Here is a 15,435-nt window from a genome sequence, read left to right as displayed (position 1 = left end):
CGTTCTGTAAATGGTCCAGTGGAGGATGTCGGTGACGGGGAGGGAGCATCCGATTGTGTAGTTTGCCCCACGGCTCTCAAGGACCCGGTGGCGGGTTGTCTCATGTCGTCCGGGACGCTGGCTGTCCAGCGCGCTCGGCGCTGGCCGAACGGCGGTGGTGGAGCGCCGGATCGAGCTGCCCTGGCCAAGGTTTGCAGGAGCGGCGCGCGTCGGTCGCGGCGTCGTAACAGAGCAGAAACATGTTCCAGCGTCGCATCGCGGCTGTCGCCGCCTATCTGCCGGAGCGCGTCGTCACGAACCAGGAGCTCATCACCAGCTACGGTCTCCCTCACTCTGCGGACTGGCTGCACGAGACGACGGGCGTCGCGGAGCGGCGCTTCGCCGGCGCCGCGGAGACCACGCTTTCCATGGCCGCGGCGGTGCTGCGGGAGCTCATCGAGGTGGGGCGGCTCCGCGATCCCTTCGTCGATGTCCTCATCATGACGACCGACGACGGCGGGGGAGGGGACGCCGGCGAGGCGGCCTTCGCCGCGTGCATGGCCGGCCTCGTTCCCGCGCTGACGATCGATCTCACGCCCGCTCAGGGCGGTTTTTCCGCGGCCGTCGAGCTGGCGAATCGGCACCTCGACAGGGGGTGTCGGCGCGTGCTCATCGTGGCGAGCGACGTGCGGTCGCGGCGCCTGCGCGCAGGGCAGCCGTGGGGCAACCACCAGATCTCGGAGATCCTGGGAGACGGCGCCACGGGCGTGCTGCTCGAGCGGGTCGACGGCCTCGGGGCCGAGGTCCCCCCGCGCTGCGCCGAGGCGCCCCCGCCTCGCAGCTCGCGGCCTTCCCGCGTCGCGGCTCACGCGAACCGCGGATAGACCTCTTCCTCGAACAGCGCCTTCACCTGGTCCCCGGGGGCCTCTGCCACGAACTCCTCATAATCCTCCCGCACCGGCACCCTGTATCCGCCCCTCCACGGCGCGACCGCGTTGAGCCACGCCGTGTGGAGGGTCAGCCCTGGCCGGAACGCCGGGTGCCCCAGCTTGCAGAGCGGACCTCGCGCCAGGTTCGTCGCGTCGAAGATCCAGACCTCCGCGCGGCGCGGCGTCGCGACGATGGCGACGACGTACCCGTCCGTGTCGGCCCCGCTGCCGCCGCGCCGCGGGACGAACTGCAGCGAGCTGAGCCAGCACCCCACGTCGCGCCGCGGGAACTCGTAGCGATCCTCGATCCGCATCGCGCGGTGGTTGAACCGGAACAGGCTGTCGGGGTGGCCGCCCTCCGCGCGCATCCGGCGGAGCGCCGGGAGGGGGAGCGACCTGTGCGGGTGCGCGGCGTAGAGCCTGTCGATGAACTCGGTCGACAGCTCATCCCATATCCCGCCGCCGCGCCAGTAGACGTTCTCGAGGCGATCGGGCGGCATCCACGACGCGCCCGTCTCCCGGTACGCATAGAGGCCGACGCCGAGCGCCCGCGCGGCATCGGCGAACACCGCCTGATCCACGACGCGCTCGGCCGCCGCGTCGAGGGTATACCGGCCGATCCGGTTCACGTCCGCCTGCCCGAGCGGGAACAGGCCACGCAGGCGCGGCGGCGCCGGCGTCTTGTCGGCGGCGTGCCGATCGCAGGGCCGGAGCCACTCCCCGTGATCGGTCGCGCAGTTGTGCGCCGCGTGCACGGTGACGCGGTCCCCCGCATCCTCGTAGTCGACGAGGAAATGGAGAGTCTCCAGCGGGACGACGACCCGCTTCACCACGACCGGCCCGCCGCCCGGCCGCAGCGCGTCCCGCCGGACCAGGTAGAACGTCGTGCTCGGCTCGTGGGGCATCGTCAGGAGCGACCGCACGAGGCGCTCGAGCCCGGGGCTCTCCTTGGAGCCCCGGAACGCCACGCTCTCCAGGCCGATCCTGAAGGCCGTGTCCGCGAGCACGACCCAGCGCCGCGAGAGCCCGATCTGGTGCACGCTCTGCTCGATGCGCACCGGCGCGCCGCTCGGCAGGACCAGCGCGTGCCGCTCAGGCTCGTTGTGGCCGTCCCATCGCAGGAGGTGCACGAAGTCGCCCGCCGGCTCGTCGAGCGCGACGCCGCCGAAGCGCGCCGCTTGCCGCGCGAGCAGGTCGCCCGGCCCCGGCGGCGCGCTCGAGCGGAGGCGCGCGGGCAAGAGCTCGAGCGCCCGCTTGGCGAACGCCTCGATCCGATCCGCCCTCGGGCGGACGAGCTGCTGCTCGATCATCGACGCGGCCGCCGCGGCGAGCCGATCCCAGGAGCGCGGGAGCTCGTCGAGCCGCGGCAGCGACGCGACGAACAGGGGGAGGAGCGAGCGACCGTAGTTGACGGTGAGGAGCTCGCCCCGCTCCGCGTCGAAGCATGGATGCGCGCTCGAGAGCGTCATCGGAAAGGGGTGATCGACGGGCGCGGCCGGGTACCACGTGCTGTTGCGCCCGACCGGCGTGACGAGCTCCAGCGTGGCCGGGTCGATCTCGTAGGGCCTGCCCGTGTCGCTCGTGACGAGCAGGCGCGCCGGGGCGCGCGGCGCGTGCAGGGTCACGAACGCGGTGTTGAGGTGGTTCCGCAGGCCGAGGTGCGGCGAGAAGCGGAGCAGCCCTGCGTCACGGAAGCCCAGCGCCTCGAAGCGCGTGCCGGGGCGCGAGGCGGCGTCCGCGTGATAGCAGGGTGTGCGCGCGATCTTCGAGGTCAGCCGGACCGCCCCGCCGCGGCCGAAGTCGAGCCGGTAGATCATGCCATTGCCATTGAGGATCGGCGCGCCGTCCGATCTGGGCAGGTCGCCGTCCACCGAGCCGACGGGCCCGATCGCGAACACGTGGCCCGTGAGGTCCCTGGGCACGCCGCCCGAGTGCGATGAATCCAGGACCGCGAGCTCGACCTTCGTCAGCTCTTCCGTGCTCGCTGCCATCAATGCATCGGGGACGCGCTGGCGCATGACGACCTCGGTCACACCAAGCTACGCCAATCCGCGCGCGGCGTGGGCGCCGCGCTGCGCCGCGCGTCACCGAACGCGCTCCTCGCCGTGATTCCCGCCTGGGACGGACGTGCGCTGGCGCCCTCGCAGCGCCGCGCGCCTCTCTGCAATGTGTGGCGGCGCTGCGCGGCGCCCTGGTCTTCCGCGCATTGGCGCCGTCTCGGCGGCTTGCGAAGGTGCTTGTCGGCCCCATCTGTACCTGTGGATCAGGAGGCACATGTTCGACCAGGGGCTGACAGTCCTGCGGATCCGTGGAATCCCGATACGGCTGCACATCACATTGCTGATTTTCCTGCCGTACGTGGCGTATGTGGCGTCGTCGCAGTTCTCGTTGATCGCGTCGTCGCTCGGGATTCCGCGCGAGGAGATGCGCCTGCCGCCGCTCGCCTGGGGGGCGATCCTGGCTGTCGGGCTGTTCGTGGCGGTGCTCGTGCACGAGCTGGCCCACTCGCTCGTCGCGCTCAAGAACGGGATCCGGGTGCGCGCGATCACGCTGATGATGCTGGGCGGCGTCTCGCAGATGGAGCGCGACGATCCCGAGCACGAGGCGTGGATGGCGTTCGCCGGGCCGCTCGTGAGCTTCGGTATCGCGCTCGTCAGCTACGCCGCGTATCGGCTGCTCCCGGCGCCGGCGGAGATCGGCGCCGCGCTCGTGGCCTTCGCGATCACGAACGCGCTCCTCGGCGCGTTCAACCTGCTGCCGGCGTTCCCGATGGACGGCGGCCGGGTGCTGCGCGGGCTGCTCCTGCGCCGCCTCGGGCGGGCCCGCGCGACGCGCATCGCGACGGCGACCGGCAAGGTGATGGCGGTGGCCTTCGGGCTCTTCGGCTTGCTCTCGTGGAACCTGATCCTGGTGCTCATCGCGATGTTCGTTTACATGGGGGCGTCGGCCGAGCAGGCGCGCTCCAGCACGAACGAGCTCCTCCGCGGCATCCCGGTCGCGCGGCTCATGACCGATCGGCTCGGCGAGGCGTATGCGGACGAGAGCCCTCGCGCGGTGGCCGAGCGGCTCCTGCGCCACAACCTGGTCGGCGCGCGCGTGATCGACGATCCCCGGGACGGCGAGGGGCGCCGCGAGATCGGCGTCATCACGGTCTGGGATCTCGCGCGCCAGCTGCAGGGCGGCGTCGCGCCGGCGACGGTCGGCGCGGCGATGCCCGTGGATGTGCCGAGGGCGCACGCGGACGACGATGCGTCCCGCTCGTTCGACGTGCTGGCGAGCGGCGAGGCGAGCGTTGTCGCGGTGCTCGACGAGGGCGAGCGCGTGATCGGCCTGGTGACGTCGGCGGAGATCCAGCGCGCGCTCGCGCTCGCCGGCGCGCTCCGCGCGGCCCGCTGAGCGCCGCGCCGGCGGAGATCCGGAGATCTCGAGTCGCGCCGCGCTGGCACTCGCGTTGCTGAGTCGCGCTCCGAGGAGCAATGACGTGAACCAGAGCAACAACGTGACTCCGCCCGTGCGAGGGCGGTCCAGATCTCTCTGTGTGACGAGGGCCTCGCTCGCCGCGGCTGCGCTCGCGGTCGGCGCCTCGCTGCTCATGGGGTGTATGGGCACGGTCGGGACCGAGGGTGGGTTCGTCGTGTCCGGCGTTCCGGCGGTGCGCGCCGAGATCGTCCCGGTGGAGATCGCCGCCTATCCGCGCGTCTACTTCCGCGGGACGTATGCGTACCTGGTCGACGGCCGCTGGTATTACCCGACGAACCGGGGCTGGGTCATCTTCGAGGAGGAGCCCACGGAGCTCCAGCACTACAGGCAGACGTACCGGACGTCGCCGCGGTACGTGCCGGAGCGTGAGCTGAGCTATCCGCGCGAGCGGGGGCGCCGTTACTACACACCGCGCTGACGGCGAGGTAGCAGCGAAAGGACGGGTACGAGGATGAATCAGGAGAAGAGCGTCTTTCCCCTCTGCGGCCTCGCGCTATCGAGCTTCCTGGCCCTGGGGTGCATACTCGACGTGGAGCCGAGCGCCCAGCGCCGGCCGCGGCCCACGCAGGCCGTCGGGAGCCTGACGATGGAGTGGACCGTGGCCAACCGGATGGATGCGCGGGCGTGCTCCCAGCACAGCCGCGGAGGAGCGGATTTCGAGCTGATCATCTACCGGGGCAGCCGCGAGGTGGCGAGAGACTACGCGCGCTGCGACGACTTCAGCATCACCGTGGATCTCCCGCCCGATGACTACACGGCCACGGCGACGCTCGTGGAGCGTGGCAACGACCGCCCCGTCACCACGACGCTGCAGGTGGAGGACATCCATATCGTGCGCGGCGCCACGCTCAACCTCGACGTCGATTTCCCGCCGAGCTCGTTCCTGCGATAGCAGGCGAGATTTCAACGCAAAGACGCAAAGACGCAAAGGCGCAAAGGAAGAACAGATATCATGCCTTTTTGCGACTTTGCGCTCTTGGCGCCTTTGCGTTGAATCTCTCTCCGCTCGCGAGGCAGAGCCGTGGCAGCATCTCTGCCACGAGGCGCTACCCCGATCGCGGGATCGTGAGCCGCACCCGGGTATCCCCCCGCGGCCCGTCCTCGATGGCGATACCGTAGTTCGTATGGGCGGCGATCGCGTGCGCCGCGATGAGCGGCAGCGCCGGCGGGCGGCCCTGCGCGACCGCCTCGAAGTCGCGGCTCAGCACGACGCTCCGCGCCGCGGCCGGGAGCGGCGGCCCGGCGTCGTCGAAGGTGATCTCGACCCCGCTCGGGCCCTCGGTGAGCGAGACGAGCACCTCGCTGCCCGGCGGCGACGCGCTGATGGCGTGATCGAGCAGCGCGTGCAGCAGCACCGTCAGCGCGCCCTGCGGCACCACCTCCTGCGTGGTCTCCGGCGCCTCGACCACCACGCGCACGTCGTGGCGGGCCGCGCGCGCGAGATCGTCCTTCACGACGTCGCGGAGCACGTCGGCGACGTCGCAGTGGCGCGGGAACTCGTGGAGCGGACACGCGCCCAACCTCGCGAGATCACTGACGATTTCTGACGCCGCGGTCACGTGGCGCCCCACCGACGAGGCCGTCTCGCCCGCGTCGCCGCCGTGGGTCCGGAGCGGCGCGATGTCGCGGCCGATGGCCGACAGGATGCCGCGCAGCTGCGTCCCGAGCACGCGCACCGCGGCGACGAGCACCGCGAGGCTGTCGCCGCTCGGGGGCAGGTGCGACACCGGCTCGCTGCCGCCGAGCCGCGAGAGGACGCCGGACAGCGACCCGCGCTCGCGCTCGCCCTCGGCCCGCGAGAAGACCGCGGCGAGCTCGCGCGCGTAGGCCTCACCCTGCGCCTGCGCAGCGGCGAGCTCCTTCCTGAGGCTCTCGACCTCGAGGCGCTGGAGATCGACCTCGGCGGGCAGCGTCAGCGTCTGCATCTGGCCGTCGAGCTCGAGCCGGCCGCCGTAGCGCAGCGCCATGCGCGACAGCCACACCCGCTCGGTCTCGAAGTTCACGGGCGTCTCCGGGCCGAGGTTGACCCGGACGCTCACCTCGTCGCCGACGCGGTGGATGCTCACGTCGGGCGCCCCGGTCAGGCTCGTGGGGTCGCCGCCCTGCGCGATGAGCACCTGGAGCATCCGCCGGAGCTCGGTCTCGTCGCCGAACACGGTGGTCCCTTCGCCCATCTCGATCTGCACCCGCGCCTCGGGCGCGACCTCCCAGAGGAGCGCGGTCAGGTCGACGCGGCCGCGCCGCCCGCGCGGCATGGGGCGGCCGTGGAGCGAGGCGAGCATGCTCACCGCCTCGTCGAGCCGGTTGAGCGTGCTCTCGACGCCGCCCGAGCCGTCGTCCGGCGACGGCGTCGGCGGCGGCGCGCTCTCGGTCGCGATCATCCCCACGCCCTGGCGGAGCTTCTGGGCGGCGCTCCGCGCCTCCTGCGCCAGCAGCCACGTCAGCTCGGGTCGGGTCAATCTGTCGCTGGTCACCCTGTTTTTCCCTCTATCCGCGACGCTCGGCGGAATCGCGCGCCATGATGCCAGACGTGGCGGTGCCCTGCTACGCTCATTGCCGCTCACCTCGTTCGATGCGGACTCGCGCTTCCTCCTTCTTGACGCCTTCCTCCTTGACGCGTCTCGCTCTCCTCTGGGGAGCGATCGCTGCGGCGGCGCTCGCCGGCGCCGCCTGCGCCTCGAGCGCCCCGAGCCCCTTCCCGTCGGCCGCCGGTGGAGCGGGCGGCGAGGGAGGTGAAGGCGGCGCCGGCGGCGAGCAGGCTCCAGCGGACCCGACGCTGGGCGGCCCGTGCGTCGACGACGATCAGTGCGAGGACGGATTTCCCTGCACCTTCGATGCGTGCGACACCGCCCTCGGGCGGTGCCGTTTCACGCCGGACGACAGCGCCTGCCAGAACGACGTCTACTGCGACGGCGTCGAGCGCTGCAACCCGCGGCTCGGCTGCGTGCCCGGCGCGCCGATCGCGTGCGACGATCAGAGCACCTGCACGATCGACGCCTGCGACGAGGCGACCAAGGCGTGCAAGAGCGCGCCGCGCGACGCCGATCTCGACGGCGATCCCGACGAGCACTGCGGCGGGGGCGACTGCGACGACGCCGATCCCACGGTGTCGTCGGCGCAGCCCGAGGTCTGCGGCAACGATCGGGACGACGACTGCGACGGGCGCGCCGACGAGGCCGGCTGCGTGTCTCCGGAGCACGACACGTGCCTGGACGCGCTGGAGATCTCCGCGCCGGGCTCGTACGCGATGACGACGGCGGGCGCGGGCTTCCACTACGCGAGCTCGTGCGGCCTGCCCCGCCCTGCGAGCACGCACGACGTCGTGGCCGCGGTGATCTTGCCGCCGGGGCCGCCGGTCGACGTCGAGGTGACCGCGCGGACGGAGGCCCCCGACGAGGAGACGGAGGCCACGGACGTCGCCGTGACGCTCGCCGGCCAGTGCGGCGACGCCGCGACCGAGATCGCGTGCGGGGGGCCCCACGAGACGGCGGACGGCGGCAAGCTCGCGAAGCTCCGGGCCCGCGGCCTCGGCGATCCCGAGCGGGCCACGGCGCTGCCGCTCTACGTGACGACGAAGGTGGGCGCGCCGGTCGTCGTCGACGTGGCGTTCCTGCCGCCGACGCCGGCGCCGGAGAACGAGACGTGCGGCACGGCGGCGCCCCTCTCGCCGGGCGCGCCGGCGCTGGCGACGATCCTCGACGCCGCCCGGGATCTCGGGAGCGCGTGCGAGACCGGGCTCGGGGAGCTCGTGTACACGTTCGAGCTCGCCGAGCCCCAGGACGTCGACCTCTACGCGATCTCGACCGACGGCGACGGCGACCCCTCGCTCTCGCTGCGGAGCGCCGCGTGCGCGCTGCCGGAGGACGAGCTCGCCTGCCAGACGGCGGCGGCGCCGCACCTCTTCCGGCGCGCGCTGCCTGCGGGGGTGTACGCCGTCGCGGTCTCCGCGACGGCGCCGACCTCGGCGCTCGTCACGCTGGAGCTCTCGCCGCCGACCGAGCCGCCGCCGGACGAGCGGTGCGAAGGGGCGGCCGAGCTCGCGCCGAACCGGACGGTCTCCGTGTCGCTGCTCGGCCACCAGGACGACGTCGATCTCGGGTGCGGCCCTGCCGCCGTGGACGCGGTGTACGCGCTCGAGCTGCCGGTCGCGTCCGACGTGCTGCTCGTCGAGAAGCTGTCGGCCGGCGACTCCGGCGCGATCGCCCTGTCCGCGCCGGCGTGCGGCGGCGAGGGCGATCGGCTCGCGTGCGGCGTGGGCGAGGTCACGCCGCTCCGGAGCGCGCGGCGCAACGTCGCGCCGGGGTCGTACCGCGTCGTGGCCGAGGCGCAGCTCGGCCAGCCCGTGAGCGTGACGGCGTTCGTCCGGCCGGCGGTGCCGCCGACGCTGGTGCCGTTCTCCGACGCGTGCGAGGGGGCGCTGGAGATCCCGGAGAGCGGCGGCTTCTTCCAGGGCAACACGGCCAACGCCGCCGCGGACTTCAATGCCGGCTGCGACCGCGCCGGCACGGAGGAGGGCGGCGCCCGGGACCAGCTCCTCCGGCTCACGCTCACCGGGCGAAGGCGGGTCGTGCTCGACATGGCCGGATCGAGCTACGAGACGCTGCTCTCGGTCCGCCGCGGCCCGGGCTGTCCCGGGGTCGAAATGCCGCTTTCCTGCACGATCGGTACGGACCCCCAGCGGAGCTTCCTCGATCTCGTGCTCGATCCCGGCGTCTATTACCTCCAGATCGACGGCCACGCGCTCGCGCAAGGCCTGTGGTTCCTGGACGTGCGGGTCGTCGACCCCGGGGACGGCGCCGGCCCCTGACCCGCGGCTCCTGACCCGCGGCCCTTTCAAGCTCCCCCCGTCCCTTGCTAACGTCGCCCCGATGTTCGGCCGCATCTCTGCGATCGCCCTCAACACCTACCGGGAATCGCTTCGGGCGCGCATCCTCATCGGCCTCGCGGGCGTCGCCTTCGCGGTCGCGTTCTACTCGATCATCGTCGGCGCCTACACGCTCCGCAACGGGGCGCGGGTCGTCAGCGATCTCGGCGTCGCGTCGATCTCGCTCTTCAGCATCGCGGTCGCGGTCATCATCGGCGCGACGTCGCTGTACCGAGAGCTCGAGCAGAAGACGATCTTCCCGATCCTGGCCCGCCCGGTGCGGCGCGGCGAGCACCTCGTCGGCAAGTACCTCGGCACGTTGCTGACGCTCGCGGTGTTCATCCTGGCCGACGCCGGGCTCGTGCTGCAGATCAGCGCCGTGCTGGCCGGCCGCTCGCTGGCGCTCGTGGCGGGCGCCGGGGCCGCCTCGCTCGCGGCGCTCGGGGTCGTGGCGTGGCGCTCGCCGCTGGCGCGCACGTACGGGTTCATCCCCTGGGCGGCGGTCTTCCTCGTGCTCGGCGTGCTCTTCTCGGGCGGCGCGCCGACGGAGCGGCGCGTCGTGCTCGCGGGCAGCGCGCTCGCGTTCCTCGAGGTCGGCATCGTCGCCGCGGTGGCGACGCTGTTCTCGTCGTTCTCGACGCCGTTCCTGTCCTCGCTGCTCACGCTGGGCGTCTTCCTCATCGGGCGCAACGCCGACTCGCTCGCCCGGCTGCCGGTGAAGTACTTCGGCCCCCAGATCAGCGCCGCGGCGCACGCCTTCTCCAAGGTGGTCCCGAACCTTCAGATCTACGTGCCGCCGCGCCCGTTGCTCGCGGGTGAGGTCGCGGACGCGAACCTCCTCGTGTACCTGGGCTGGGCGGCGATCACGTGCGCCGGGTGGGCGCTCATTCTCCTTCTGGTGGCGGCGTTCGTCTTCAAGAGACGCGACTTTCTGTGAGGCTCTCTGTCGTGCTCGGCGCGCTGCGCGGCCTCGCGGTCGCCGGCTTCCTCGTCGGCGCGGCGTCGCTGCGGGTGGTGGCCGCGGGCGAGCGGGAGATCGCGGAGAGCACGGACGCCCTGCGCGCCGGCGACGCGCACGCGGCGGCGCTCCACGCGCGGCGCGCGGCGGGCTGGTACGCCCCCGGGGCGCCGCACGTCCGCGTCGCGTACGAGCGGCTGATCGCGCTCGCGACGGCCGCGGAGGGCCTCGGTCAGGCCGACACGGCGCTCTTCGCGTGGCGCGCGGTGCGCACGGCCGCCCTGGAGACGCGGTGGCTCACGACGCCGCACGCGGAGGACCTCGAGCTGGCCAACGCGGCCATCGCCCGCCTGTCGGCGGCCGCGCCGCGCCCGCCGGGCACCCGGACCGAGCCTGCCGCGGCGGTCGAGCGGCAGCACCTCGCTGCGCTCGCGCGCGACGAGGCGCCGCGGGTCGGCTGGGTCGTCGCGCTCGTCGGGGCGTTCGCGGCGTGGGTCGCGGGCGCCGTCTGGGTGGTGCGGCGCGCGGTCACGGTGACGGGGCAGTGGGTGTGGCCGCGGGCGGTGCCGGGGCTCGCTGTGTGCGCGGCGGGGGTCGCGGTGTGGCTCCTGGCGATCTGGCAGGCGTGAGGCGCGCCGGCGGCGGGCAGGGGTGAGCGCGCGGGGGCTCATGGCCCGCCCCTCGCCCAGCTCACGTCCTTCCTCCGTGCGTTGTTTGAGGTGGCTGCGGCGCAATCGCTCGGCTACGGAACAAGCACACTCAATCAAGCCGCTCAGACAGCTTGGGCAGCGGCAACACTTCTACGTCGCGTGTCGCGTGCTCGATGAGCAGCCCCTTCACGGCTTCCGACAAGCTCGCGAGATCCCCGCCTTCGAAATAGGCGAGCGTCTTCCGTGCGATCAGCGGGTTGAACGCGGGGCCGAAGAGCGAGCGCGCTGACCCCAGGACTCGCTCGATCGCGACACCCGCGCTGATGAGCGCCGCGACGTCGAGATAGTCCTTGGACTCGACGCGCTGGAGCAGTGCCTTCACCTTGGTTCCCGCCAGGTCCAGAAGGGACGCCACTCGGATGATACCGTCTTCCGTCAGCGTCGGCTCCCCCACGCGTCCGAACTTGATCTCGCCGAAGAGCGACACCTTCACGCTCCCGCCTGGACGCCGCACGAGCACCGTCCTCGCGTTGGCTTCCTCCTGCAATGCATCGCTGTCACGTAGCCACGGGATCTCGCGCTCGAGCATGCGATGGTCCAGCGGATCGTGCGAGAAGAAATCAAAGTCGATCGATTCACGATGCCCGAGGCGCAATGCCAGGGCCGTACCACCATAAAGAACGAAGCGCTTGGGGACGTGAGCGAGCTCTGGCCAGAGGGCTCGCTGGGCGGGAGGAAGGATGTCGAGTCGCGGCAGAAGGTGCGTCACGGCAGCGGTCGCTCGGGCAGGGGCGGCGGGCGCCGGCCAAAGAAGAGATGCCAGAAGTTCCAGGATTTCGGATCCATCACGCCCGGAGGTGCGTGCTCCAGCGCGTCCAGCAACGCTGGATCGCCCATCGTGCGCCGCACGGTCGTCACGTCTTCCTCCGTTCCGAGGGCCATCACCTGGCAGAGGAAGTGATGCCGGCGAGCGAGGGTGACCTCAGGGGGCTGCCACCACACGTACCTGGCTGCAATCTCGTGGAGCGCGGCCTCGGTGCTCACGAGGAAATGCTACACGTTTCCAGGCGCTTGGGCCACTGTTCGCGCAACTCGGGCCCGCAGGAGCACCTCGCGGCGCTCGCGCGTGACGACGCGCCGCGGCGGGGATCGCGGTGCAGCTGCTGGCGATCTGGCAGGCTGAGGCGAGCCGCGAGAGCATCCCGCCGCAGGGGCGAAATAGGTCGCTGGGGCGAAATGGGTCGGGTCCGCCAGGGCAGCGAATCCACAAGGGGGAATCCAGCAGACCCGCCACCTGCTGATCGGGGGGCGCGCGGTATTGCAATGCGACGCGCGCGACACATCGATCTCCGGGGAGCGGCTTTTGCAGCGCTCCGCTTCGAGGAGGATACGAAGTTCATGAAGAACCAGATCAAGACGATCCTGTTGCTCGGCGTCATGTCGGCAATCCTGGTGTCGATCGGCGGGGCGCTGGGGCCCGGGTACCTCGTCTTGTTCGGCGTGCTCGCGCTCGCGATGAACCTGGGTGCGTATTTCATGTCCGACCGCATCGTGCTCGCGGTGCACCGGGCCGCCGAGGTCTCGCCCATCGAGGCCCCGGGGCTGCACCGGATGGTGGAGGAGCTCTCGAGCCGGGCGGGGATCCCGAAGCCCCGCGTCTATGTCATCCCGGACGCGCAGCCGAACGCCTTCGCCACGGGGCGCAACCCGGAGCACGGCGTCGTGGCGGTGACCGAGGGCATCATGCAGCTCCTGAGCGAGCGTGAGCTGCGCGGCGTGATGGCGCACGAGATCGCGCACATCAAGAACCGCGACATCCTGGTGTCGACGATCGCGGCGGCGTTCGCCTCGGGCATCACGTGGGTGGCCCACGCCGTGAGCTTCGCCGGGATATTCGGCGGATCGTCGGATGACGAGGAGGGCGCGAGCCCGCTCGGCGGGCTGGCCCTCGCGATCGTGGCGCCGATCGCGGCGACCCTCGTGCAGCTCGGCATCTCACGGTCGCGCGAGTACATGGCGGACGAGCTCGGCGCGAAGCTGTCCGGCGACCCGGAGGCGCTCGCCAGCGCGCTGTCCAAGCTGGAGCACGGCGTGGCGCTCGTGCCCCCCGAGGCGGCGCGCCCGGCGACGGCCAGCCTCTTCATCGTCAACCCGCTCGCCGGGGCTGGCTCGGTGCTGAAGTGGTTCTCGACGCACCCGACGACCGAGGAGCGCGTGAGCCGGCTGCTCTCGATGGCGTCGAGCGGCCGGGCGGCGCGCGGCTTTTCGAGCGCGATGGCCTGACGGCGGGCGCTGCCCTCTCGGCGCCCATGCGCGGCAGCGCGACTACCTGATCGCTGCGATGCAGGTGTACGTCACGCCATCATCGGACGTGTCGCAGTAAGAGCCGGTCTGGCAACAATCGTTCACGGGATCGCAGAGATCATCAACGTCAAGGATCTCCGAGCATACGGGCTCAGTCGGGTTTCCCCCCGCGCCCCCCGCCCCCGCGCCCCCCGTCCCCGCACCGCCTGTGCCGCCGCTCCCGCCCGCGCCGCCGCTGTCCTCGTTGATGTCGAGGGTCCAGTAGGCGCGGTGGTTGTTCTCGTCGAGACCCTGGAACGGCACGCGGAACGCCGGGTAGCTCGGGTCCTGGCCCGCAGCAGCCTTCTGGACGTCGATGGCGGCCACCCAGATCTGCTGGGTCCCCTCGGGGCGCACGACGCCGTACTCCCGCTTCGTGTTGAACGCGATCCAGTTGAGATCGCCTGGCGGCGCCCAGGTAGGCTGGCTGTTCTGATACTGCCCGTCGGTCATCCGGTTCGATGTGACGCGGTTCGCGTTGAGGAGCTCCACCGGCTGGCCGCCGCTCGCGCTGAGGACCATGAGCTGGGCCGTGTCGTCGCCGTGGCCGCCCTTCCCCCGCGAGAACGCGATCCATGCCGCGTCCGGAGAGAAGCTCGGGAAGAGGTCGCTCTTCTTGGCGGGCGGCGCGAGCAGGACCGATGCCTGCCCCCAGACGCCGTTGCTGTACGGAATACGCGCGAGCGATGAGCCGCCGGGAGCATCGCCGTCGCCCGTGGCGAAGACGACCTCCGTCCCGAGGGGGGACCAGTCCGGATGCGTCCCCTTCAGCGCGCCGGTCGGGAGATCGTTGACATAGGCGCCGGTCTCCCGCTCGACCATCCACATGGCTCCCTTCGACGCGGCGACGACCCGCGCGTCGTCGGGCGAGATCGTCGCAAAGACGTGGCCGTCCGTGTCCTTCACGCTCTTGACGAGCGGGTCGGGCGGCGCGTCCGGCGTCACCGCGAGGATCCACAGGCTGTTCCCGGAGTTGGCGGACACCGGGGCTGCCATGTACTTGCCGTCGCGCGAGACCACGTGGCATGCGACGCACTTGACCTTGTCGCCGTCGGAGTACGTCGTCGGGGGCTTGCCCACGATGTAGTCCTCCGGAGTCTGGCGAGAGATCTTCCCCCGCCGCACTCCGGCAGAGGTCGTCGACCAATAGAAGATCGCGCCTTTCACGTCCTGCCTGGAGAAGCCTATCTCGATGGCGGCGGAGCGGCGCACGGTGGCTGGCGTCGTCGAGGTATCGAGCGCGTCGACCGTCCATGTCGCGGTCCCGCCGGCATTGGAGCCAGCGATGTAGTTCCATGTCGTCTCGTCCACCTCCCAGCACCCGGCGGCGGGGTTGGCCTGCTCGCAGAGGCCGTGCGCGCCGTCCGTGAAGACGGTGACCGTGGAGCTCGCGCCCGTGAATACGAGCCGGAACTCCGTGAACCCCTGGCTCCGCCACTGGAACAGCGTGCGGTAGACGTTCCGCGGAAAGCGCGTTTGATCGCTCGGGTAAACGATGCTTGGCGCAGGAGCGCCCGTGACCGGGGTCCCCGCCCAGGCGCCTTGATCGCTCGGCGTGCCGAGGACCGTGCTCAGGTGGAGCACGACGGTCGTCTCTCCCGTCACGCATCCATCGCTCGCAGTGACTCGCACCGTGCCGCCCGCTGAGGCGAAAGGCTCCAGAACACCGCCCGCGATCGTCCCCGGAGGCGTGTCGTCGCCGCGCGTCGCTGACCAGAGGAGCGCCCCCGGCTCGAGCGCCCTCGTGGTGCCGTCGGAGAGCGCCCCGGTGGCCGTGAACGTGATCGGTGCAGCGGAGTGGCCATCGATCTCCACCGTGGAGTCGTCAGGCGACAGAGCGATGGACTGCAGCCCTGGGACGCACGTTACGTGTCCGCCACCTGCGCTGCCTGTGCTACCTGCGCTACCTCCGCCATCTGCACCGCCTGTGCTGCCTGGAACGACACCTGTGCTGCCCGTGGGCATCCCCTCCGCCTCGGTGTCGCTCCCGCACGAGCAGCCCCCCATACAGAACGTGAGCAAGACCGGAAACAGCGAGAACCGCATCGGCGCCCTCCCACGGGGATCAGAGAGACCCCCATTCCGGCAGGCTACATCGGGCATTGCACGCGAGTAAAGCGAGCGCCGAGCGTCAACTCACCGGCTGTGAATCATATTACCGGTTTGCTCGTTAGCCCAACTTTGCCAATCACGGAGCCGTTGGAAGAGCGACGCTAGCTCGACCGCTCACCC

Annotated in this window: 13 protein-coding genes; 8 read left to right on the top strand and 5 right to left on the bottom strand. The window is 71.5% G+C overall.

Annotation, left to right across the window (positions count from 1 at the left end; all coding sequences use genetic code 11):
* Nucleotides 1-239: 239 nt before the first annotated feature.
* Nucleotides 240-863 (top strand): hypothetical protein, encoded by a 624-nt coding sequence (locus WMF29_RS42750; protein WP_437325800.1) that lies wholly within the window; start codon nt 240-242, stop codon nt 861-863.
* Here the strand turns inward: WMF29_RS42750 and WMF29_RS42745 are convergent.
* Nucleotides 845-2,926 carry a carotenoid oxygenase family protein gene (locus WMF29_RS42745; RefSeq protein ID WP_437325799.1) on the bottom strand — a complete coding sequence of 694 codons (2,082 nt, stop codon included), beginning with the start codon at nt 2,924-2,926 and terminating at the stop codon, nt 845-847. The two genes, WMF29_RS42750 and WMF29_RS42745, sit on opposite strands and share 19 nt — an antisense overlap.
* Before the next feature lie 256 nt (nt 2,927-3,182).
* Between WMF29_RS42745 and WMF29_RS42740 the strand changes: the two genes are divergently transcribed.
* The 3 genes from WMF29_RS42740 to WMF29_RS42730 all read left to right on the top strand — a co-directional run bounded on the left by WMF29_RS42740 (nt 3,183) and on the right by WMF29_RS42730 (nt 5,280).
* On the top strand, nt 3,183-4,304 hold the full coding sequence (locus WMF29_RS42740) for a site-2 protease family protein (RefSeq protein WP_437325798.1): 1,122 nt from the start codon (nt 3,183-3,185) through the stop codon (nt 4,302-4,304).
* A gap of 85 nt (nt 4,305-4,389) precedes the next feature.
* Entirely contained in the window at nt 4,390-4,806 is a 417-nt protein-coding gene (locus WMF29_RS42735; RefSeq protein WP_437325797.1) for a hypothetical protein, read from the top strand.
* Nucleotides 4,807-4,839: 33 nt separating this feature from the next.
* On the top strand, nt 4,840-5,280 hold the full coding sequence (locus tag WMF29_RS42730) for a hypothetical protein (RefSeq protein WP_437325796.1): 441 nt from the start codon (nt 4,840-4,842) through the stop codon (nt 5,278-5,280).
* 154 nt (nt 5,281-5,434) lie between these two features.
* Here the strand turns inward: WMF29_RS42730 and WMF29_RS42725 are convergent, their stop codons facing one another.
* The gene (locus WMF29_RS42725) at nt 5,435-6,862 is read right to left on the bottom strand and encodes a sensor histidine kinase (RefSeq protein WP_437325795.1); all 1,428 of its coding nucleotides are present in this window, start codon (nt 6,860-6,862) and stop codon (nt 5,435-5,437) included.
* A 137-nt stretch (nt 6,863-6,999) separates the two neighbouring features.
* Here WMF29_RS42725 and WMF29_RS42720 point away from each other — a divergent pair, with 137 nt between their 5' ends.
* The 3 genes from WMF29_RS42720 to WMF29_RS42710 all read left to right on the top strand — a co-directional run bounded on the left by WMF29_RS42720 (nt 7,000) and on the right by WMF29_RS42710 (nt 10,839).
* Nucleotides 7,000-9,195, top strand: coding sequence for a MopE-related protein (locus WMF29_RS42720; RefSeq protein ID WP_437325794.1), 2,196 nt, complete (start codon nt 7,000-7,002; stop codon nt 9,193-9,195).
* 61 nt (nt 9,196-9,256) lie between these two features.
* Nucleotides 9,257-10,189 (top strand): ABC transporter permease, encoded by a 933-nt coding sequence (locus WMF29_RS42715; RefSeq protein ID WP_437325793.1) that lies wholly within the window; start codon nt 9,257-9,259, stop codon nt 10,187-10,189.
* Nucleotides 10,186-10,839 (top strand): hypothetical protein, encoded by a 654-nt coding sequence (locus WMF29_RS42710; RefSeq protein WP_437325792.1) that lies wholly within the window; start codon nt 10,186-10,188, stop codon nt 10,837-10,839. The genes WMF29_RS42715 and WMF29_RS42710 overlap by 4 nt, the downstream gene beginning before the upstream one ends.
* A gap of 130 nt (nt 10,840-10,969) precedes the next feature.
* On the opposite strand, the gene WMF29_RS42705 is transcribed toward WMF29_RS42710, so the two are convergent.
* Together WMF29_RS42705 and WMF29_RS42700 are read right to left on the bottom strand one after the other, a co-directional pair.
* Nucleotides 10,970-11,629 (bottom strand): nucleotidyl transferase AbiEii/AbiGii toxin family protein, encoded by a 660-nt coding sequence (locus WMF29_RS42705; protein WP_437325791.1) that lies wholly within the window; start codon nt 11,627-11,629, stop codon nt 10,970-10,972.
* A complete protein-coding gene (locus tag WMF29_RS42700) occupies nt 11,626-11,904 on the bottom strand; it encodes a hypothetical protein (protein WP_437325790.1) in 279 nt (92 codons plus the stop codon). Before WMF29_RS42700 ends, WMF29_RS42705 begins: the two co-directional genes overlap by 4 nt.
* A 354-nt stretch (nt 11,905-12,258) precedes the next feature.
* Here WMF29_RS42700 and WMF29_RS42695 point away from each other — a divergent pair, with 354 nt between their 5' ends.
* On the top strand, nt 12,259-13,143 hold the full coding sequence (locus tag WMF29_RS42695; protein WP_437325789.1) for a zinc metalloprotease HtpX: 885 nt from the start codon (nt 12,259-12,261) through the stop codon (nt 13,141-13,143).
* Between the two features lie 42 nt (nt 13,144-13,185).
* Here WMF29_RS42695 and WMF29_RS42690 read toward each other — a convergent pair whose 3' ends face one another.
* Nucleotides 13,186-15,018 carry a TolB family protein gene (locus WMF29_RS42690; RefSeq protein WP_437325788.1) on the bottom strand — a complete coding sequence of 611 codons (1,833 nt, stop codon included), beginning with the start codon at nt 15,016-15,018 and terminating at the stop codon, nt 13,186-13,188.
* Between the last annotated feature and the right edge of the window lie 417 nt (nt 15,019-15,435).

It is taken from the genome of Sorangium sp. So ce381, from assembly GCF_051473845.1.
Classification (GTDB): Bacteria; Myxococcota_A; Polyangia; order Polyangiales; family Polyangiaceae; genus Sorangium; species Sorangium atrum.
This window is presented reverse-complemented; position numbering and strand designations above follow the sequence as displayed.